Here is a 19,566-nt window from a genome sequence, read left to right as displayed (position 1 = left end):
TCTTACATTTTACGCCCTTTCGATTTGGCAGGTGCTTCCTGCTCTTCCTGTTGCTTTCTGCTGGTGGGATTTGTTTGACCGGATTCCAAGGGCTCTTTGATATTCTTGGTTGCCTCATTGGTTTTACCTTCTGAATTGACAGCAGTCTGCGTTTTATGTGCTTCAGTAGGTTTTGCCTGTTCCTTAATCTTGTCCGGATTTTGGAAAGAGAAATCCGTTTTATTGGTTTGCTTATTGAAAGTGATATAACCATTATATTCCTTTCCTTTCTTATCCACGAGTCCACTTACATATACCGTCAGCCCATCTTTGAACTTTTGGTATTGCTCTTTATCTAGCTCTTTGCCCCTGAAAGTTTTCGGAACTTCTTGCGATTGGTTTTGCTGATTGTCCTGCGTTTGTTTGTTGGTGTTGCTCCTGTCGAACTGGAACTCTACAAAACGCTTGTCGGCATTGAATTGTACAGTTGCATCGAACTGAGTTCCTTTTTTGGAAGTCATTCCTTCTAAATAAAGTGGCTTGCCCTCCATTAAGGTTTGCTTCTGCTCATCATTAAGTTTTACTCCTTTGAGCTCGTCAGGGATTTTGATAAACTCAGTACGTAATGCCACCAGTTCATTGGTAAGCCTGTCCACACTGATAATGGAAGGAATGGTCTCGTTGGGATTTTTTATATTTACTAGATTAACAACACGCCCCATATTTCCTGTTTCTAGCAGATTGTTCTTGTCTGCCTGACTGAAGCTATGCCCAAAAAACTCAAAGTTCAGGTTGGGCTCTTTTCGAATTCCGTGAATGGCAACTACTACCTGTCCGTCGTCATTCGATTGCAGCGATAATCGGGCGTCCATTCTCGTAACGGCGGTTCCCAGGTTTAGGCTTACAGGTACAAGCTCATTTGTCTTATAACCTTTAAGCAGCGGATCGAGCAGGTTCATTTTTTCAAGTTTCTCTTTACTTAATCCCAAGTTGTTCATGGTTTCCCAATCAATCTGTTCCGGTTTGTATTTATACTCAATTGTATCCGGTGTGTTCTGCGTTGTTTCCATATTATTTTTATTTTCTTGTTTATGATTCTCTTCTGGTGTCTTCACTTCGTTTTGCTTCATCAACTTATCACCTTCAGGAGTTGGTTGATCTACCTGTTTTTGCATTTCTTTTGCCAACTTAATAGTAAGTGGTGCAGGAATTTTAAAGAAGGAAAAATTGGTAGGGTTCTTAAGCTGGCTGAAAAAATTGGAAAAGAAGTTGGAAAATAAATCCCCTTGCTTATCCACGCGCATGAATTGGTTCTGGTTTTTCTTTGAAGGTTCAACGGTTTCCAGTTTTCCATTTTCATCAATACCCTTTACAGCCATAATTTTCATTTTCTCTTTATCCAGCACCAATAATATCTCCGATAGTTGTTCGGGAGACTCTTTTTTTTCTGAAATTTGTTCACTCATAGTTTAAATTTTTAAATTCAATCCCGAAAGTAAAAGAGGTCTTTGCTATCTGGTGTTAACTGGCATCCGATGGCCTTATTTGTCACTTGTTGGCTTTCTTTTAGGCACCGGGGCGGTAAAGCTTTCCCTGACCAACTGATGTATATCTGATAGCTTATAATAAATTTTTCCGCTAATTGTATAATATGGGAGCTTGCCTGACGAGCGGTACCTTTGCAATGATCGTGCACTTATCTTGAGCATCTGGAGGACATCCTGACTGTCCAGCAACTCTTCTCCATCAACGGCAGTACGCTGATTCTTACTTGTGTTTACCACCTCCATAATGATGTCGAATCTCTCCATGATTCGGTCCATCCACGCCGTGAATTCCATTCTATCGATATTCATAACCAGTATTTTAGGTTTAACACCACAAAATTGACACATGAAAAAAATATTTTCTGCCAAGTCTTGCCCATTGGCAATGAAGATTTTTTCTGTAATCGTTTTGTTTAATAGCAGAATATCGGGGGTTGAGATAGAGCATTCACTTTGATAAATAAGGGTTTCGTCTTTTGCCAATGGGCAGACATGGGCAATAAAAAAGCAGTGCTGGCGGCACTGCTTTATGTAAAACATTCTGTATAAACCTATAGCTCCTTATCCATATATTGCTCAAGGGAAGATTTGAGCTGGTCTAGGAATAAGGTACGATTGATGGCCCTGTCTTTCATGCGATGAAATGAATGATGAATATCACCAAGCGGAATATGGAAAAGTATTTGAAAGACCAGCGTAATTTTGCGGATACCAATTTTTCCATGGGATATCACACCCGAAGCGTAGAGCGCATAAATGAGTTCGATAAGTGCATTTTTAGAGTCTGTCCAAAAAATATCTTTGGTTGATTCATGATTATTCAGCAAAGAACTTGAATGCTCCTCTGGATTTATCTTCGTTATCAGATAGGTATAAATTAATTCGTTGGCCATAATCCTGGCCACTTTAGAATCGTAGTAAGTAGAAAACTGGTGATCTATTTCAAAAACGTAACTGTTGAGTCCGTCCCTGTAATTAATTTTTCCTCTCAAAAAATATTCCTCATCTCGGTCTATTCTCCCTGATCTGTAATAGCGATAAAAGTGACAGCCGCAGACATCTTCTTTAAATTCCTGTTTAAGTGCCTGAAGCTGATTCATGAAAAATTTCTGGTACATCTTGCCGTTCTTTACCGGACAGATGGTTTCAATTCTGAATACTTTATTATAATACATCAGTTGTCCTAAAATATAGGGCTTAATGTCACGGAAAAATTGTATCTCGTCGGCTTCATTTGCAAAGCCCTCTTTTAAGATTTGTTCTCTGGTTGTATGCAGCAGCTCATTCAAATACAGAGTCATTTGATAAGCCTCATCAATCAGATGGGAGGTTTCCCGCGAAATTTGATCTTCCTTATTGTGGATTTCGGAAATAATTGTACTCAGTGATTTCATAGCGCATATGGTTTTAATGTAATACCTTTCAAAAAAACTTATGGACTATATAAACATTACTGTGCTTACTGTACAAATACATGCTATACGATTAAGATGGGGCTATTCACAAGCAAAACCAATTATGAAAAGATATTACGGTTCAGTAGATTTACAGTTGGATAATAAGAACGGTTTAAAATTTTAGGTTTAAGCGATATTGGGTCGGCGTTAATTTGGTGTGCTTTTTAAAAAAATTGCTGAAAGATGAAGAATTTCTAAAGTTTAAATGCTCACCGATCTGGGTAATGGTTAGATCATCATTTGCGAGAAGTGTATACGCTTCTGATATAATAGCCACTTCAATATAATGTTTGGCTGACATGCCAATAGCATTCCGTACAGCTTTGCCTAGATGCCCTTTGCTGACAAATAAGGATTCGGCATAAAAACTTACATTATGGTGTACTGTGCAATGCTGTTGTACAAGTGTCATAAAGCGCATGCTTATTTTTTCAGTGCGACAGTGAAGGTCAATTTTATTTTCGCCGTGCTTGTAGCATAGGCCGCTGAATTCATAAAGTATAAGATTGAAATACAGCAGTACCATTTCTTCCTGGAAAATACTGTCCCGGCTAATAATTTTTTTCTTAAGAAATCCAAAAAGCTCTATCAGATAACTTATTTCAGTTTGAGTAAGTGAAATTACAAAAGGTGAATAGCCGGTCAGGATCTCTATGTAACCGATACCTGATTTTGAGAATCTGTTGGTAATAGCAAAATCCCTTTTACAAGAGATAAAGCAGACTTTCAGCGACGGTGTCATCCTAATGACTTCTGCTGTATTGGGAACTGCATACATATCTCCGTGTGAAAGAGAGACAGTTGAAGCGCCGTCCATAAAATATATTGTGCCGGACATTACCACAAGAAGAGAGAACCAGTCTGGATTCATAAGAGTTTTGCGTGACTTCAAAGATTTAAAATCTGTCATATGCAGGACTTTTAATTCCTTTTTCCAACGTCTATTTTTTAAGATGTCCAAGATGTTATGTTTTTTAGTAATTAAATTGCGGGAGAATGCTACCAACTTTTATTATGCTTTTTTCACTTTCTTTTTGTAAACCAGCTGCACAGCATTGCAAAAACAAATAGTACATCGAAAAGCGTAGTGATGAGCAGAGCGTAAACGAAACCGTGAGGGTCAGAGGATTTAATGCCCCCATCTGCGAGATAGCACACTATTTCATCATAGCTAAGCAGATCTATGATGAAATAGAGGCTTCCTGCATTCAGCGCTATGAAAAGAACAATTGCAGAAATTGTAAATGTTCGCTCATAGCGCATCAGCAGAAAAATTATCCAGTTCAATTTGTGGGGTGAGTATTTTGGTATATATCGACCGTTGCAGCCATTTTAAGGCCCAAAACACTATTTTGTCCTGCTCCGGAGGCTGCTGCCACAATATTAGTAACTGATATATCCCAGTCCTGATCCTTTCTCTTTTTCTTCGCTACCGAATAACGGGCTACCGATGAAGCTGTCAGAATAATTTGCTTTTCAACAGCGGAGAATGAGGTACTGCCAATTACAGAGGTTTCGTAGGAAACTATAATGGGATGAATATCCTCATAAGGGCTGTCAGCTGTCAGCAGAAGTGAATTCAAAAATGCTAGGAAACTGGCCCTGGCACTAGTGCTAAGGCTTAAAGTATCCATCAAATCAGTAGCTGGATTACTTGTGTTTACTATCGAAGTGATTTCTAAAACCCTTGAAGACACCGTTGGATTATTTGATAATAGCATCAGATCCGGGTGGACAGCCGACAACGAATCAATCAAAATAGTGATTTCTTCAATTGTCTGTGAATTAGAGGCAGTTTCATCTAAAATCTCTAAGATTTCATTGTGGAGTATTCCTGCTGAATCATAAGGATTAGCTGCGTTTTCAGGTCCAATAACTGATTTTTTTGCAATATTAAGTTTGCTTGCAGATTCAATAGTTTGCTCTGTGTTTTCATCCGAGCATGCAATAGTGATTAGTGGCAGGATTACCAGCCATGCTTTTAAATTTTTCATGTGTACGTCGTGTTAAATGTGACTGATTACTTTTTTTTCGTCAGTTCATTTTTCACCCCGGGGGAAAGCAGAACGATGCTGGTTTGAGCCAGACTTTTTGCTTGAATTCGAAAGCAAAACTATGAGCAAAATGTGCCCCTCACAAATGGTTGTCTGGACATTTACCGAATTTTTACTACCGATTTTCCGAAAATCGACACAGCTTATTTTGAGTTTAACTGCATGGTTTTCACCTATTTTTATATATCTTTGATAGATTCGCCACTTTTTAGGTTGCCCCTGAATCTTGTTTTAATACTGATTGTATTAAATGGGTTTCCTACCAATGGAAACTTCTTATCTTTAACCTATGATTGTAAGATATTTACTTCTAATATCTTTATGCTTTTATCATAATGCAGACGCACAAAAGCATAGAACACAAATTCCAGATTCGCTAAGAAATAGGGATTTTGATTATTTATTTGATCGTATTGTAGATGACAGCATCACCAGTAGCCAGAGATCTGTTTATATGCTATCCTTTTTGATAAAAGCTAAACATGAAGAAGATTGGGAAGAGCTTTCTAATGCCTATAAGAACTATGTGCATCATGCGCCCGAAAGATATAAGCTTATGTATGCTGACAGTATGGTTATGGCAGCAAAAAAAACAAACGATGATGAAGTTATAGGTGCAGCATATCTGTCAAAAGGTATCGCCTATTATGGAAAAAAGCGTCTGAAAGAGGCAATGGACATCTACCTCATTGCAGACCAGTACGTTAAGAAAACAAACGATAATTATTTAATCTACAAGACCAAGTATCATATTGGACAGATAAAATATTATCTGGGGTTTTACGAGGAAGCTATCGTAATTTTTAAAGATTGTATCAACTACTTTAAGCGTTCCGACCCTAGGGCGTATTTAAATTCGCTGCATTCATTGGGAGTGTGTTATAATATGATTGGTAATCACGGACTCTGTTCTTCGGTTAATGAAACAGGACTTGCAGAAGGCATGCAGACAGGAATTCGTAAAATGGAACCATATTTCATTCATTCTGAAGGAGTGAATCAAATTATGATTCACAATTATGAGATAGGAATAAGAAAAATACAAGCTTCACTTCCGAGAATCCGCCTGAACAAAGATTTTGCTAATGAGACTGTAGGGTATTTTTATATCGGTAAAGGTTATTGGGCGTTAGATAAAAGGGAAAATGCACTTGTACACTTTAAAAAAGTTGACAAGAGCTATGTGGAACGAGATTATATGCGTCCCGATATAAGAGAAGCTTATGAGTACATGATCTCTTATTACAAAGAAAAAAATATGCTCAAAACCCAACTTTTCTACGTTGAAAGGCTACTCGAAGTTGACAAAAAGTTACACCAGACATATGCGTATCTTCAGGGAAAAATTCGCAAAGAATATGATACGAAGGAACTTGTAGAAGAACAGAAAAATCTTAAAAGTTCACTGAATGTCCGAAAATACAATGATCAGATTGCCCTATCGATCATCAGTATAATGTTCATGTTCATTGTATATGGAATCGTGAAGTATTTTAAGAATAAAAAGGAGGCCAGAAAGAAGTATGAAGAGCTGTTAAAAAAAATTGAAGAAGCTGAAAAAGCTAAGGCCGATAAAGGCGACGAAGCCGAATTTTTAATGAGTAAAGATGCTGAGATCGCAGTTCTGCAGAGTTTACAGAAATTTGAAAATGGCAAAAAATTCCTTGAAAGCGACTTGACCCTTACTAAATTAGCTGTATATTTCAATACTAACACTAAATACCTGTCACAGATAATTGCGCGTCACAGAAATAAAAAATTTATCGAGTATATCAATAATCTTAAGGTTGAGAATATTGCCCAGAGGATTCGCAATGAGAAATTCCTGCAAAATTACACCCATGATGCTCTTGCAGAGGAAGCCGGATTCAGCACAACCAGAAGATTTGTAAATGCATTTATAAGCTCTACAGGTATAACACCTAAATATTTTATTGAAGAATTAAAAAAGGAAGACAGTGGATTGTAATAAAGAAGTGATATAAAAGCAGATACTTTATATTTGGCGGGTACAAATAATTGCCCAAAATCCGCATTGGCTTAAGAACAAAGGTCTATAGCGTTATCACGCTAAAATCGGTGTTATTTTTAATTGAAATTATATCGCCTCCCATAAAATTTAGTCCGCCCCTTATCACACCGTTTTCATATTTTAGCGTAATTGGATCCATAAAAGTAAATCCTACGGTATCGAAGTTATGTTTATGCAAACCATCTTTACTTTTGGGATAGTTTTTAAAAAGCACCTTATTATGTTTAGGTTGCATGGCTTTAATTAATGCTTTTTCTGCGTCCAAAAATACCGTCTTCTTATCCGGGTGATTTTTGCCCAGAAATGAATCAGTCATCTCTTCAACCGACGAATTTATGTCATAGGTCCTCATAGTAAAGTTGTCGTAAAACTCAAAAAGCAACAATACGATTTCATGAGTTGGTAAGGAGCCGTATACAAAAGGATATTCTACGCTCAGAATATCTTGAAGTGATGAGTGTCCAGTTAACCTTGTCCAAATATCCTGATCTGTCGCCTTTCCGACATAAAGAACTTTATAATTTAAAAAGTCCCCTACATTGCCAGTTATTTCAGCTTCAATATGCCCGCGAGAATAATTATGTATAAATTTCTCTGGAGAAAACCATACAAGGAAATTTTCTCTAGTCTGCGTTGATTCATAAAACTTGATTCCATGAACATTTACAATGTTTTCCCTATCAAAAACATGATCCGGATCGTTTGATCCAATATCAATAATTACTTCCTTCTCATAATCTGTTGCAATATTTTCCTGGAAGAAGGGTAGCTTCACACTTAATTTTTTTAAATTATTTTTTTGATGGATTTCAAAGTAAACGACTTTTTCAATTTCGTTAAACGTCAAATTTTCAAAACTCAAAACAGGCCTTTGCGCAATTATATATAGACTGCTTTCCCGCAATAGATCCTGTACAATTGAATCTTGTTTAAGAATACTAAAATCGTAGTTGCTCATTGGACCGTAAGCTAATTGCAATTGACCTAATAATGATTTAAATTCCATATAGTGTACCAGCTAATGCTGTTTCGATTAGACATGTGAAAAAAGTTAAGAATCTTGTATATTGAATATCGCAAGGTTAGGATTTACCTCCAGAAGGTGCTCTTTACATTCCGTCAAAAAGCGTTACCCTGCTCATGACATGAATGCCGTTAAAATAATATGCAACCTCTTTTAATGCATCCCTCACGTCAGAAAGGATATTTTCGTCTTTACTGAATGCACTTGTAATATTATCTTTATCATCAACCATAAGCATAGTCATTCTGCCTTTTCCATCAGCCTTTCTTTCTTTGATTTCTTCTAAGAAACTTTCCAGGTCAACTGCCTTAAATTTTTGCATTGAATATTTTTTATTGTCAAGGTTTGCATTCTTTGTTATTGGATACCGGAAATAAGAGCTGTCTTGGTCGTATCTCGAAATGATTTCAAATAATTCGGTTACTTTTTGATATTCTGCCCAATCACCCTCAGGCGCTATTTCCTGTAAAATTTTGACATTAGGCAGTAGTAGGTTATTAAGCCAGTATTCATAAAGTTTATCTATAAAATGGCAAGAATACAACTTTCTCCATTTACCATCGAAAAGTGCTTCAGGTTCATCACTGTTGAAGTCAACAGTCCCATAATCTAATTCTAATTTTTTGTGGAAGAGTATGATCAGCGACTTTAGGTAAAGTTCAATGGTGTGACGGAATAGAAAATTTTGTGGCATTTCTGCTTGCTGGGTAACGTCATAATGCTCGAAATGATTTTGCATCAAATGTTCGGCACTTTTATAATATGCATCTGCTGTAACTCCAAATCCAAAATCTGGATGAAGTTCTATGCCTGTCATAATGTATTTCATAGGTTCTTTATTTTTGTCACAGTTATTTGATAAGTTGTATACTCAACTTTGCATAGCATCTGAGTCGCTAAAGATTATTAGCATTCATCAGTGAAAAAACCACTTTGAGAGTATCAAAGATTTCCTTTGGCTCTGACAATATCGCCACCTCTTCCCGCGAACGTAATAACTGCTCAATTACCTGCTGATCGACTTTCTTCTTGTTTGCCGTTGCTATAAGCTTATTGTAAGCTTTGTCTAGATAAGCTTTGACGTTTTCAAGTTTATTCTCAAATTCTTTTTGTGTAATTTTAAAATTTCCGACAGTGGCATTTTTAAAATTATAGTGCTTTATCAATAAATCTTCCCATGTATCGGTATTGGCGCCATGCTTGAACCGGTCACAGTCCCAGCACCTGCGGATAAAAAAATCATAAGTTGTATGGTCCATTGTATGTTTTGCTGTATTATAGTAAAACTATCGTCAAAAATTAAACCAGCAAATTAATAGAAAGTAATTGGTTTTTCCGAGAAGATCCCAGAATTAAGACTTAAGATGTTTTATAATTTCATCCTTATCGGTCAAAATCGATTTATCATGTTCTCTCCAATCAATGTTCTTTGTGCTGTCAATACTATCACAATAGTTTTCACCATTAACGATAAGTGTCTTTAGACCATCTTTATAAACGATTTGAGTGCTGCAAATAATAGGAATTAAATATTTATCAACTGCTTGGGGAGTCAGGACTATATTTACACCGAAGTATTCTGTTTGTACGCTTGGATAGGAAATTCCATTCGTTTCTGGATGTAACAAGATAATATTTGTATAAGCAGCACTTATTTTATAATCTTCGGAATTAGTTACTTTTTTAGAAAACTCTTCACTTATAAACTTCAAAAAATCCAAGTGAAAATTTACTTCCTTCTCATCTAAACCGTGATTTTGGAGAAGTTCTTTCTGTTTATCGAAAGACTTTTTAATATCGGGATTATTTTTCAAGGCAAATTCAGAGAAAACCACTTCAACAATTAAGAATTCATCTTGAGTTTCCCATCTGCTAACTGTATAATATTTTCCATCCAGGCTGTCCTTATTCTCTCTGAACAAATCAGAAGTTTCTGCAATAGCTGTAAGTCTTTGTTTATCTATTAGTGAAGTTTCTAATGCTCCATAAAACATGACTTGATGGGGGCAATTTGCTCTGCCAAAGGACGTAAGATATTTGTCAATGATATCTTTGTCTTTTATATAACCCAAATTATCAATGTGCTCATAAAGCGTACTACCTTTATTGGGTCTGACTCTGTCAATATGAGCTTTTTTTCTAACTTTTGCTAGTGGGATTGGAATGTATTTTATACCGTTTTTTAATAGATCATATATTTCTTCATAAGATACGGATGATAAATCTTTTGAGTATTCCTTTAATTTTTCAAATGCTTCATATTTGTCCATAAGTGCTGATGTATATTTATCGAGAGCAATTTATTGCTGCCATGTTTTTGTTTGGACAACACCCGCGCACTCCGCTGTATCTCTTTCCTGAAAAGGATGCTGCTGCAGTCACTTTAGCTAACAGCTTTAATGGTAGTGATCACAACATCCACTTTGCAAAGGCGAGTGCTAGTACGCCAAGAATAATAAGCAGTGCGCCCGTAAATGTTAATATGCCCTCCCAGAATGGTGTGAGTAATGCATTGCGATAATTTTTAAACCCCTGTCCTCCCGACGGACTGCGGCGATAGAATTTTCTTCTGCCAATAAAGAGTTTAAGGGCGATTCCTATGACCAGTGCTAATACACCGAAAATAATTAATACAGCATTATCTCTATTCATAGCATTTGCTTTAAATTAGACAATTAATTAACTCTATTTGCAAAGAAAAGTTAGTGTTAATTCTCACACTAATTTATAAAAAATAAAGTACAATGTTCCATTTTACTTTAATACATTACAACAATTAATTATTCAGTTTCCAAAAATTAGTCTTTTATTTAATTGAAGATAAAAAGAATAATTTATGAAACTTTTTGAGGAATGAAAAAGGTCTATTTTTTGGTATTTCTTGGTTGTTCAGCTAAAAATTTTTTAAATGATTCTATGTCAGAATTTACAATTGAATCATAAACTTTTGAAAAATCTGTCAAGGAGAAACCCATTGCTTCAATGATTAAAAACAATGTTAGTGAATTTGGAACTGACTTTGCATTAAAAGTATCAGAAACCGTAGCTTTTCTGATATTTGCAGTTGCAGCAATTTTATCATAACTCTGCATTATTGGCAAGTTACCATTTCTATCAAGTAGCTTCCGTAAGCTAATTGCAATCTTAAATTTAGTATTGTCGTCCGTCTCTTTTTTCACAACTGCAATTAACATTAACTAAAATAATTTATCGGTACGTTTTGGCGTACCGATTTTTTTTAATATATTTGGCTCAGTACTAGTTAATCAGTACATGTTTTATTAAATTTGCGATTCTTCAATAGAAAACATTTGAAGCATTCGCTTGGAGTCTCGTTTCCGAAAACTGGTAATTTTTAAATGCGCGAGATGATAAGTGTAAATGCTCACGCCTATAAAAGGGCGTGGGCTCACTTATTCGCGCATAAGGGTATACCAGTACCTCGGAAGCGGATATGTTGAGTTCCGCGCCTCTTTTTTTTTGGCTATATCTCATCTTCTCAAAGCTACTGCACGATATTCTTAAGAATCGCAGCCTGTATAACCTTTAATTGGTTGCTTATGGTGTAGTTTCTTTATTTTCATTTTTATAAATACCTGGCCCGTACTGGTATCCTGTTGAGTTAGTCGGGGGAAGGGCCGGGTTATTTTGCTATCAACTTCACCATTTAAAATTAACCTGCATAGTGCAGATCCGAAAACCACATAAAACAGCTATTCACTTATTAAATAAACAAAAACCAAATTATGCCTATGATCAAATAATTAACAAGAAAAGCCTTCTATAACTCGTGGTCGAATACTAGCATAGAAGGCAAGAGAAAACCAAACTTTCGTTCAATTTTAATCCTTTTTAAATTTATGAAAAATCTTTCATTTAACAAGGGCAGGCCTTCCTGTCTTTGCATATTTATTTTCGCAATTCTGCTTTCCAATTATATGTATGCCACCGAACTAACGTTCGGAAGCTACACGAAGCAGTTACAACATCAAATTACAGGTACAGTTACCGATGCCGCTGGACCACTTCCAAGCGTAACGGTCTTTGTCAAAGGAACTACAACTTCAGCCGTAACAGATGAAAAAGGCAATTTTTCAATTACTGCTAACTCTACAGACATTCTCGTTTTTTCATTTATTGGTTATGCTACGCAAGAAATTACCGTTGAAAACCAAATATCCATTAATGTAATATTAGCCGAAGATAGTACTCAACTTAAGGAAGTGACTATTAATGCAGGGTATTATTCGGTTAAGGATAAAGAAAGAACAGGAAGCATCGCAAGGGTCAAGGCAACTGATATCGAAAAACAACCCGTCAGTAATCCATTGGCTGCTATGCAAGGCCGAATGGCAGGTGTAAACATAACACAGTCTGCGGGAACACCAGGAAGCGGTTTCAGCATTCAAGTACGCGGCCTGAATTCAATTCGTGGTGAAGGTAACGATCCGTTATATATTGTCGATGGTGTACCGTATGCGTCGCAAAGTTTAGGGAACAGCACGGTTTCGAACGATCGATTCGGCGGTCTGTCCAGTCCTTTAAGCAACATCAATCCTGCCGACATCGAAAATATTGAAGTACTGAAAGACGCAGATGCCACCGCAATCTACGGTTCTCGCGGTGCAAATGGTGTCGTGTTAATCACGACGAAAAAAGGGAAAGCGGGGAAAACCAAATTTGAAATTCAATCTTACACCACCGTTGGGAAAATAACACGCAAAATGAATTTGCTCAATACACAGCAATATCTGGCAATGCGTCGCGAAGCATTTGCAAATGATGGCATAACAACCTATCCTGCAGATGCCTATGATGTCAATGGAACTTGGAGCGATACGCGCGAAACCGACTGGCAAAAAGTATTGATCGGTGGCACGGCAAACATCTACAATGCACAGGCGACTATATCAGGCGGCTCAAGCCAAACCCAATATTTACTGAGTGGGACTTATCGCAAAGAAACGACAGTTTTTCCTGGTGATTCGCATTTTAATCGCGGAGCAGTTCACGTGAGTATCAACCACCGCTCAGAAGACGACAGATTTAAGTTGGCTTTTTCTGCTGACTACTCGGGCGACAAAAACACACTCCCTGGAATTGACCTCACAAGGCAATCGTATGTGCTGGCGCCTAACGCCCCATCGCTTTACGAGGAATCTGGAAATCTGAATTGGGAAAATGGCTCTTTCGAAAATCCACTAGGGTTCTTAAATGGCAGTTACATAAATAAAACAAATACGCTTTTGGCAAATGCACTGCTATCATACAAATTGAAATACGGTTTTGAGATACGAACAAGTTTAGGGTTCAGCGATACGAAGCTTTCGGAAAAAAGGTTGATTCCGTCAACGATGTACAATCCGTTTGGCAACTATACCACAGACGATTCGTCAGTATTTGCGAACGATGGCACGAGGCGTTCCTGGATCATCGAACCGCAACTCAATTGGCAGAAAAAATGGGAAATTCTGGAAGTTAATATCTTAGCAGGGACAACTTTCCAGACAAAAAAACAGGAGCAATTGGCGGTAAACGGTATCGGGTTTCCAAGCAATGCGCTCATTAATAGCCTTACAGCTGCTACAACTGTGGAAGTACTTAACGATGATTTTTCCGAATACAAATACAATGCATTTTTTGGACGGATCAATATAAACCTCGTAGACAAATACATATTGAATCTTACTGGTCGTCGCGATGGCTCAAGCCGTTTTGGTCCTGACAACCGTTTCGCAAACTTCGGTGCTGTTGGCGCAGCCTGGATTTTTTCTAACGAACCGTTCTTAAAAGACAATTCCGGAGTGCTGAGTTTCGGTAAAATTCGCTCTAGTTACGGAATTACGGGAAATGACCAAATTGGCGATTATCAGTATCTCGATACATATCAAGTGTCACAAAATGAATATGATGGCATGACCGGTATTCAGCCAACAAGGTTATTCAATCCAAATTTTGGGTGGGAAACCAACAGGAAATTTGAAGTGGCTGTCGAATTGGGCTTTCTGAACGACAAAATTTCTCTCAGTGCTGCATGGTTTCAAAATCGGTCTTCAAACCAGTTGGTCGGTATTCCCCTTCCTGGAACTACAGGTTTTCCAACCTTACAGGCAAATCTCGATGCAACCGTTGAGAACACAGGCCTTGAATTGGAATGGCGTACCGTCAATTTTAAATCACAAAATTTCAATTGGACAACAATGTTAAATCTCACTATTCCACGTAATAAATTGTTGGAATTTCCGGGACTGGAAACCTCAACTTATAAAAACCTGTTTGTAATCGGGGAATCTCTAAACATTCAGAAGCTTTATCACTACACAGGCATCAATTCGGAAACAGGATTATATGAATTTGAGGACTTTAATGGCGATAGTGAAATTACCGCTACAGACGACCGCCAAGCCATGATCGACACTTCACCTCAATACTATGGAGGATTTGCAAATCAATTGTCATACAAAAATTGGTCATTGGATTTCCTTTTTCAGTTTGTAAAACAAGACGGCGTTAATGTGCTTTCATTTTTCCCCCATTCAGGTACATTTTCAAATCAACCGGCGCAGGTGCTAAATCATTTCCCGCAAGATAGCACTACGGCAACAGTACAGCAATACGCCACTGGTAGCAATTCACTCGCAAATCAGGCGCAGGACAGGTTTACATCCAGTGATGCGATGGTTACCGATGCATCTTTTATTAGACTCAAAAGCACCAGCCTGTCATACAGCATTCCCGCCCTTTGGTCAAAATCATTCTCGGGGAAAATTTACATTCAAGGGCAGAACCTTTTGACATTCACAAAATACAAAGGTGTCGATCCCGAGAACAAGTCTGTAAATTATCTGCCTCCGTTAAAACAATTCACAATGGGCATACAATTAAGTTTCTAATTAAAAAACGACTAACATGAAAAAACTTATAAATTTAACAGCAAGGGTACTATTATTGCCCTTCATATTCCTTTTTATATTTTCCTGCGAAGATTTTACAGAAACCGATATGCCCCAGTCCCAACTGACAGGTCCTGCTGTATTTGAAGACGTGTCAACTGCAAATGCAGCTTTGTCAGACATCTATGCACGTTTGCGAGAAGGGAGCGTTTCAGCAGGTACACAATTAGGAGGTACAACACTATTTGCAAACTATGCCGACGACATGGATTTTTACGGTACAAATGTCGATATTGAACAGTTCAATAAACATACAGTTTTGCCATCGAACACGTTGCTTACCAATCTTTGGAATACGAGTTATGGCGAAATATATGCAGTCAATGCTCTGATCGAAGGCGTACAAAATTCTACTGTTATCACAGGTGAAGATCGGAACCGTTTACTCGGTGAGGCAATGTTTATTAGGGCGTTCATCCATTTTTATTTAGTGAATATCTATGGCGATATTCCTTATATAACTACAATAGATTATGAAGCGAACACGACAGTATCTAAAATGGCACAAACGCAGGTTTATGAACTGATTGTGTCAGACTTGACGGAGGCAGAAACCTTTTTGCCTGAAAGTTATCCGTCAGAATACCGTGTTCGTGTCAGTAAGGCGGCTGCACTGGCAATGTTAGCAAGGGTTTACCTGTACATTGAAGATTATGAAAAAGCACGGAATTATGCTACTGCAGTAATCAACAACAGCCTGTATTCGGTAGAACCAAATCTCGCATTGGCTTTTTTAAAAGAAAGCCCATCAATTATCTGGTCTTTCCACCCGGGAATTGCAGGGCTGAATACGAAAGACGCGAGAGCCTATATTTTTTCGTCAGGGCCACCTACTAAAGCAGCCTTAGCGGTTAATCTGAGAAATGCCTTTGAAAGTGGAGACATCCGCCAAACATCTTGGATTCGCACAATTACGGACGGCACAGATGTTTGGTACCAGGCATATAAATACAAAAAATCTTCGGTAACAGAACCGTCGCAGGAATACACAATTGTTCTCAGGATTGAAGAACAACACCTGATCCGTGCCGAAGCACGCGCCATCCTTGGAGACATTACAGGTGCACAGCAGGATTTAAACATGACGCGTAATCGTGCAGGTTTGCCCAATACAACTGCAAATACAACCACATCTTTAAAAGCTGCAATTTTACAGGAAAGACGGTTCGAATTCTTTTGTGAACAAGGTCACCGTTGGTTCGATTTGAAAAGGACAGGAAATGCTGGTACGGCGTTGAGTCCAATTAAACCAGGTTGGCAAAATACGGATGTTTTGCTTCCACTGCCAGAAACCGAAATTTTACTAAACTCAAATCTTTTACCACAAAATCCTGGCTACTGAAATGGAAACAGTTTATTATAAAGTATTGGTAATGGTATTGTTGTTTTTGTCCTGCTCGGCGCAGCAGCAAAAACGCAAGATTACTATTGCTGACTATGCTAAATGGGGAACGCTGTCGGGAGAATCCATTTCTCCCGATGGCAATTGGGTATCATTTCAGATGACTTATGAAAACAGTCTTGATACCATGTTTATCAGAAGAATAAATAGCAAAGTTACCTACAATTTCCCAAAAGCAGATGATATTGTTTTTAGTAAAGATAGCTTTAGTGCTGCAATATCCGGTCCAGAAAATAATCTGGAAATACTCAATCTTAAATCAGGAGAACGGCAGGCATACAACAATATGTTAAAGCATAACTTTTCGAACGATGGTAAGTACCTGTTGGTGCTACAGCAGGATAGTATAGGGAATACATTGTCGATTCTTGACAGCAACAATTTTGTCATTTCAAAAACCAAAGGTGTTTCTGATTATTCCATAAGTACCTCCAACAAGATTGCTATTGAGACAAACCAAGGCCTTAAAATCGCATCGCTCGGAAGGATCATTGAATTTAGAGAAATCGTCCATAGTGATTTGATCAAGTATAAAAAATTGACATGGGACAAATCAGGCAATTTCTTAGCATTTTACATTTCGGAAAATGTATCAACTAAAATCAATTCCCTCGCATATTTGAATACGGATAATATGAAGCTGCAAAAATTGGATGCCCAAAATCTGCAGTTTGATAATGTCATCTTTCAGTTTAAAGACAGTAAGTTGGTAGTCGCCAGTGATGCACAAAAAATTTATTTCAGTTGTGTAGAAATAAAGCATTCCGACTCAGTAAAACCCATCGTAGAAGTTTGGGAAACAAGCTCACCATTGGAATACCCGGCTCAGGAAAATTTAAAAGTTACCAATGGTCTCTTTTTGGCCTCTTGGACATTGGGTGGAAATAGCGTAGAAAAACTCGAACCCGACACCGCAACAGAATCAAAAATACTACCTGGCGATAAATTATACTTGTCGTATTCAAAGCTTACTTATGAACCGCAATATGCAGAATTGGCGCCCGTAGATTACTACTTGAATAATTTTGAAAATACAGGTTCAAAACTAATCATTACGAAAGGATCAATCTCCGCAAATGCAGTCCTTCCATCGCCAGACGGCAATTTTATAAGTCATTTCAAAGGAGGCAATTATTTTGTTTATGACACGTCCAAAGAAATTTCTGTCAATGTCACGGCTTCTTTGCATAGTGATTTTTACAGGGAAGGTTACGACAACGCCGCAGAAAACGAAGGCTATACAAGTCCGGGGTTTACAAATGACAGCCGTTTTTTGATCGTTTATGACAAATACGATATTTGGCTGGTTTCGACTGATGATTACAAAGGAACACGAATCACAAATGGCAGGGAAACAAAGCAATGTTTCAGGATTCCAACGGAAATTTACCTGAAGCAGGTGGGCAACTTTGCAGAATTTTCAAAATATGAATTTGATATCAATCAAGGAATCGTTTGTTCAGCTTTTGGCGAAGACAAATCAAGTGGCTATTATATGTATACAAAAGAAAAAGGTTTACGAAAATTAGATTACGGAAAATCGCAGAAAGACCGGATTAAAAAAGCTAAGTCAAAACATACTTACTGCTACATCGAGCAGACAGAACAGTCGCCACCTTCGTTGGTAGTTTATAATGTGAAAACTGGGAAAAGGAAGAAAGTGTACCAGTCAAATGCCCATTACAACAAATATGAATGGTCGCGATCAGAACTGATCACTTACAAAAATACGGCTGGAGAAACGCTACAAGGAATTTTAATGTATCCATCGGATTACGAAAGTGGCAAAAAATATCCTATGGTAACATATATTTACGAAAAGTTGTCGCAACACTTATATGAATATATAAACCCTACTTTGTTAGATCGCGCAGGTTTTAAAGCATCAACTTACTTTTTAGACGGATATTTTGTGTTATTGCCTGATATTCAGTTTGCGCTTGGCGATCCGGGTAAATCAGCTGTAGATTGCATAACGGCAGCGGTAAACACAGTCGTTGCTCGTGGACTAGTCAATAAGGATAAATTAGGTATTATCGGGCATTCTTTCGGTGGTTATGAAGTATCGCTGATTATTACCCAAACAGAATTGTTTAGTGCCGCAGTAGCCGGTTCAGGAGTTACGGATATTATTAGTTGGTATCATACGATGAATTATATTGGACAACACTCAAATGCTTGGAGGTTGGAATCCCAACAGTTCCGAATGGGTAGTTCGCCCTTCGACAATAAACTTGGTTATGAAAACAATTCTCCGATAATGAATGCAGCAAAAATTAAAACGCCTTTATTAAGTTGGGCAGGAACCGCCGATACACAGGTTAATTTTGAGCAAAGCGTAGAACTGCATTTGGCTATGCGTCGCTTGGGGAAAACAGGAACAATGCTTTTATATCCGGGACAAGGCCACATTCTCACAGATGAATCAACACAGCAGGATTTAACGGCAAGGATAAAAACATGGTTTGACAAGTATTTGAAAGGCTTTTGATCATGGAATCCTAAACAATTGCAAAGCACACGTAGTTCCCCCTGATGTTAAGCCATAAAGGTTTTGCGTGCCGCTTTTACATAAGATTGGACCCAAATCTGAACACAAAACGTCGGTCTCCAAACAATCTGCTGCAAGATGAATGTACCCTATGTACAAGGCATCTCGATCTTGTGCAGGTTTAAAGGAAAATGCACCACTAATACCGGTTATAAACGCGATGATCGCAAACATGTTACGGGGTTGTAAATTTTTCATTTTTGTAGTTTTAGTTTTTTTTAAAGAAGCATGCCGCAATCATTCGCGGCATGCTTCATTTTTTAGCGGACTAAATTCTCCACAATTGGTTAGGGCAGGTAGAACCGTTAAGTTTGTAAAGATTAACGCCACCGCTTTGACAAGGCGTAGTGACAGTATTATCCTGACACATTACGCCAGTTTCCTCACAATCTTGTGGCTTGTGTCCGATAAACTGGGCAGCAGTCTTTGTTGTAGGAGTGCTACTAAATGCAAATGCACCGGAAATGGCAATAACGAAAGCCAACATCGGGAAAACGGTTTTAAAAATTCTGGTTTTCATAATAAAAAAATTTATAATTAGTGATCTACTCTGTTACAGGTTTTCGA

General features: G+C 37.8%; 16 protein-coding genes. 4 read left to right on the top strand and 12 right to left on the bottom strand.

Features of this window, described 5'->3' with window-relative positions; translation table 11 throughout:
- Positions 1-2: 2 nt before the first annotated feature.
- The 5 genes from P6733_RS01930 to P6733_RS01910 all read right to left on the bottom strand — a co-directional run bounded on the left by P6733_RS01930 (position 3) and on the right by P6733_RS01910 (position 4,977).
- A complete protein-coding gene (locus P6733_RS01930) occupies positions 3-1,445 on the bottom strand; it encodes a DUF3945 domain-containing protein (RefSeq protein ID WP_306349894.1) in 1,443 nt (480 codons plus the stop codon).
- 75 nt (positions 1,446-1,520) lie between these two features.
- Positions 1,521-1,835 carry a helix-turn-helix domain-containing protein gene (locus P6733_RS01925; protein ID WP_306350033.1) on the bottom strand — a complete coding sequence of 105 codons (315 nt, stop codon included), beginning with the start codon at positions 1,833-1,835 and terminating at the stop codon, positions 1,521-1,523.
- A 242-nt stretch (positions 1,836-2,077) separates the two neighbouring features.
- Positions 2,078-2,920: an RteC domain-containing protein gene (locus tag P6733_RS01920; protein WP_306349893.1), complete on the bottom strand. Its 843-nt coding sequence runs from the start codon at positions 2,918-2,920 to the stop codon at positions 2,078-2,080.
- A gap of 175 nt (positions 2,921-3,095) precedes the next feature.
- Positions 3,096-3,893, bottom strand: coding sequence for a helix-turn-helix domain-containing protein (locus tag P6733_RS01915; RefSeq protein ID WP_306349892.1), 798 nt, complete (start codon positions 3,891-3,893; stop codon positions 3,096-3,098).
- A 373-nt stretch (positions 3,894-4,266) separates the two neighbouring features.
- The gene (locus P6733_RS01910; protein WP_306349890.1) at positions 4,267-4,977 is read right to left on the bottom strand and encodes a hypothetical protein; all 711 of its coding nucleotides are present in this window, start codon (positions 4,975-4,977) and stop codon (positions 4,267-4,269) included.
- Positions 4,978-5,326: 349 nt separating this feature from the next.
- Between P6733_RS01910 and P6733_RS01905 the strand changes: the two genes are divergently transcribed.
- Complete coding sequence (locus P6733_RS01905) at positions 5,327-7,006, top strand: helix-turn-helix domain-containing protein (protein ID WP_306349889.1); 1,680 nt, start codon at positions 5,327-5,329, stop codon at positions 7,004-7,006.
- Between the two features lie 85 nt (positions 7,007-7,091).
- Here the strand turns inward: P6733_RS01905 and P6733_RS01900 are convergent, their stop codons facing one another.
- The 6 genes from P6733_RS01900 to P6733_RS01875 form a co-directional block, all read right to left on the bottom strand.
- Positions 7,092-8,075: a hypothetical protein gene (locus tag P6733_RS01900; protein WP_306349888.1), complete on the bottom strand. Its 984-nt coding sequence runs from the start codon at positions 8,073-8,075 to the stop codon at positions 7,092-7,094.
- Between the two features lie 103 nt (positions 8,076-8,178).
- On the bottom strand, positions 8,179-8,922 hold the full coding sequence (locus P6733_RS01895) for a hypothetical protein (RefSeq protein WP_306349887.1): 744 nt from the start codon (positions 8,920-8,922) through the stop codon (positions 8,179-8,181).
- 67 nt (positions 8,923-8,989) lie between these two features.
- Positions 8,990-9,352, bottom strand: coding sequence for a hypothetical protein (locus tag P6733_RS01890; RefSeq protein ID WP_306349886.1), 363 nt, complete (start codon positions 9,350-9,352; stop codon positions 8,990-8,992).
- A gap of 93 nt (positions 9,353-9,445) precedes the next feature.
- Complete coding sequence (locus tag P6733_RS01885) at positions 9,446-10,363, bottom strand: hypothetical protein (protein WP_306349885.1); 918 nt, start codon at positions 10,361-10,363, stop codon at positions 9,446-9,448.
- Between the two features lie 139 nt (positions 10,364-10,502).
- Positions 10,503-10,745 carry a molybdenum ABC transporter permease gene (locus tag P6733_RS01880; RefSeq protein WP_306349884.1) on the bottom strand — a complete coding sequence of 81 codons (243 nt, stop codon included), beginning with the start codon at positions 10,743-10,745 and terminating at the stop codon, positions 10,503-10,505.
- Positions 10,746-10,957: 212 nt separating this feature from the next.
- On the bottom strand, positions 10,958-11,287 hold the full coding sequence (locus P6733_RS01875) for a hypothetical protein (RefSeq protein ID WP_306349883.1): 330 nt from the start codon (positions 11,285-11,287) through the stop codon (positions 10,958-10,960).
- Positions 11,288-11,953: 666 nt separating this feature from the next.
- Here P6733_RS01875 and P6733_RS01870 point away from each other — a divergent pair.
- Genes P6733_RS01870 through P6733_RS01860 form a run of 3 tightly spaced genes read left to right on the top strand, consistent with a single transcriptional unit; the run spans position 11,954 to position 18,939 of the window.
- Positions 11,954-14,986: a SusC/RagA family TonB-linked outer membrane protein gene (locus P6733_RS01870; RefSeq protein ID WP_306349881.1), complete on the top strand. Its 3,033-nt coding sequence runs from the start codon at positions 11,954-11,956 to the stop codon at positions 14,984-14,986.
- Positions 14,987-15,002: 16 nt separating this feature from the next.
- The gene (locus P6733_RS01865) at positions 15,003-16,388 is read left to right on the top strand and encodes a RagB/SusD family nutrient uptake outer membrane protein (protein WP_306349880.1); all 1,386 of its coding nucleotides are present in this window, start codon (positions 15,003-15,005) and stop codon (positions 16,386-16,388) included.
- Between the two features lies 1 nt (position 16,389).
- Positions 16,390-18,939, top strand: coding sequence for an alpha/beta hydrolase family protein (locus tag P6733_RS01860; protein WP_306349879.1), 2,550 nt, complete (start codon positions 16,390-16,392; stop codon positions 18,937-18,939).
- 328 nt (positions 18,940-19,267) lie between these two features.
- Here P6733_RS01860 and P6733_RS01855 read toward each other — a convergent pair whose 3' ends face one another.
- The gene (locus tag P6733_RS01855; RefSeq protein ID WP_306349878.1) at positions 19,268-19,519 is read right to left on the bottom strand and encodes a DUF6520 family protein; all 252 of its coding nucleotides are present in this window, start codon (positions 19,517-19,519) and stop codon (positions 19,268-19,270) included.
- Positions 19,520-19,566 lie beyond the last annotated feature (47 nt).

It is taken from the genome of Flavobacterium aerium (genome assembly GCF_030766725.1).
Taxonomy (GTDB): Bacteria; Bacteroidota; Bacteroidia; order Flavobacteriales; family Flavobacteriaceae; genus Flavobacterium; species Flavobacterium aerium.
This window is presented reverse-complemented; position numbering and strand designations above follow the sequence as displayed.

What these genes read in the sequence shown, in the direction of transcription:
- P6733_RS01930 (WP_306349894.1), bottom strand. Translation starts at nt 1,445, where the DNA reads ATGAGTGAACAAATTTCAGAAAAAAAAGAGTCTCCCGAACAACTATCG.
- P6733_RS01925 (WP_306350033.1), bottom strand. Translation starts at nt 1,835, where the DNA reads ATGAATATCGATAGAATGGAATTCACGGCGTGGATGGACCGAATCATG.
- P6733_RS01920 (WP_306349893.1), bottom strand. Translation starts at nt 2,920, where the DNA reads ATGAAATCACTGAGTACAATTATTTCCGAAATCCACAATAAGGAAGAT.
- P6733_RS01915 (WP_306349892.1), bottom strand. Translation starts at nt 3,893, where the DNA reads ATGACAGATTTTAAATCTTTGAAGTCACGCAAAACTCTTATGAATCCA.
- P6733_RS01910 (WP_306349890.1), bottom strand. Translation starts at nt 4,977, where the DNA reads ATGAAAAATTTAAAAGCATGGCTGGTAATCCTGCCACTAATCACTATT.
- P6733_RS01905 (WP_306349889.1), top strand. Translation starts at nt 5,327, where the DNA reads ATGATTGTAAGATATTTACTTCTAATATCTTTATGCTTTTATCATAAT.
- P6733_RS01900 (WP_306349888.1), bottom strand. Translation starts at nt 8,075, where the DNA reads ATGGAATTTAAATCATTATTAGGTCAATTGCAATTAGCTTACGGTCCA.
- P6733_RS01895 (WP_306349887.1), bottom strand. Translation starts at nt 8,922, where the DNA reads ATGAAATACATTATGACAGGCATAGAACTTCATCCAGATTTTGGATTT.
- P6733_RS01890 (WP_306349886.1), bottom strand. Translation starts at nt 9,352, where the DNA reads ATGGACCATACAACTTATGATTTTTTTATCCGCAGGTGCTGGGACTGT.
- P6733_RS01885 (WP_306349885.1), bottom strand. Translation starts at nt 10,363, where the DNA reads ATGGACAAATATGAAGCATTTGAAAAATTAAAGGAATACTCAAAAGAT.
- P6733_RS01880 (WP_306349884.1), bottom strand. Translation starts at nt 10,745, where the DNA reads ATGAATAGAGATAATGCTGTATTAATTATTTTCGGTGTATTAGCACTG.
- P6733_RS01875 (WP_306349883.1), bottom strand. Translation starts at nt 11,287, where the DNA reads ATGTTAATTGCAGTTGTGAAAAAAGAGACGGACGACAATACTAAATTT.
- P6733_RS01870 (WP_306349881.1), top strand. Translation starts at nt 11,954, where the DNA reads ATGAAAAATCTTTCATTTAACAAGGGCAGGCCTTCCTGTCTTTGCATA.
- P6733_RS01865 (WP_306349880.1), top strand. Translation starts at nt 15,003, where the DNA reads ATGAAAAAACTTATAAATTTAACAGCAAGGGTACTATTATTGCCCTTC.
- P6733_RS01860 (WP_306349879.1), top strand. Translation starts at nt 16,390, where the DNA reads ATGGAAACAGTTTATTATAAAGTATTGGTAATGGTATTGTTGTTTTTG.
- P6733_RS01855 (WP_306349878.1), bottom strand. Translation starts at nt 19,519, where the DNA reads ATGAAAACCAGAATTTTTAAAACCGTTTTCCCGATGTTGGCTTTCGTT.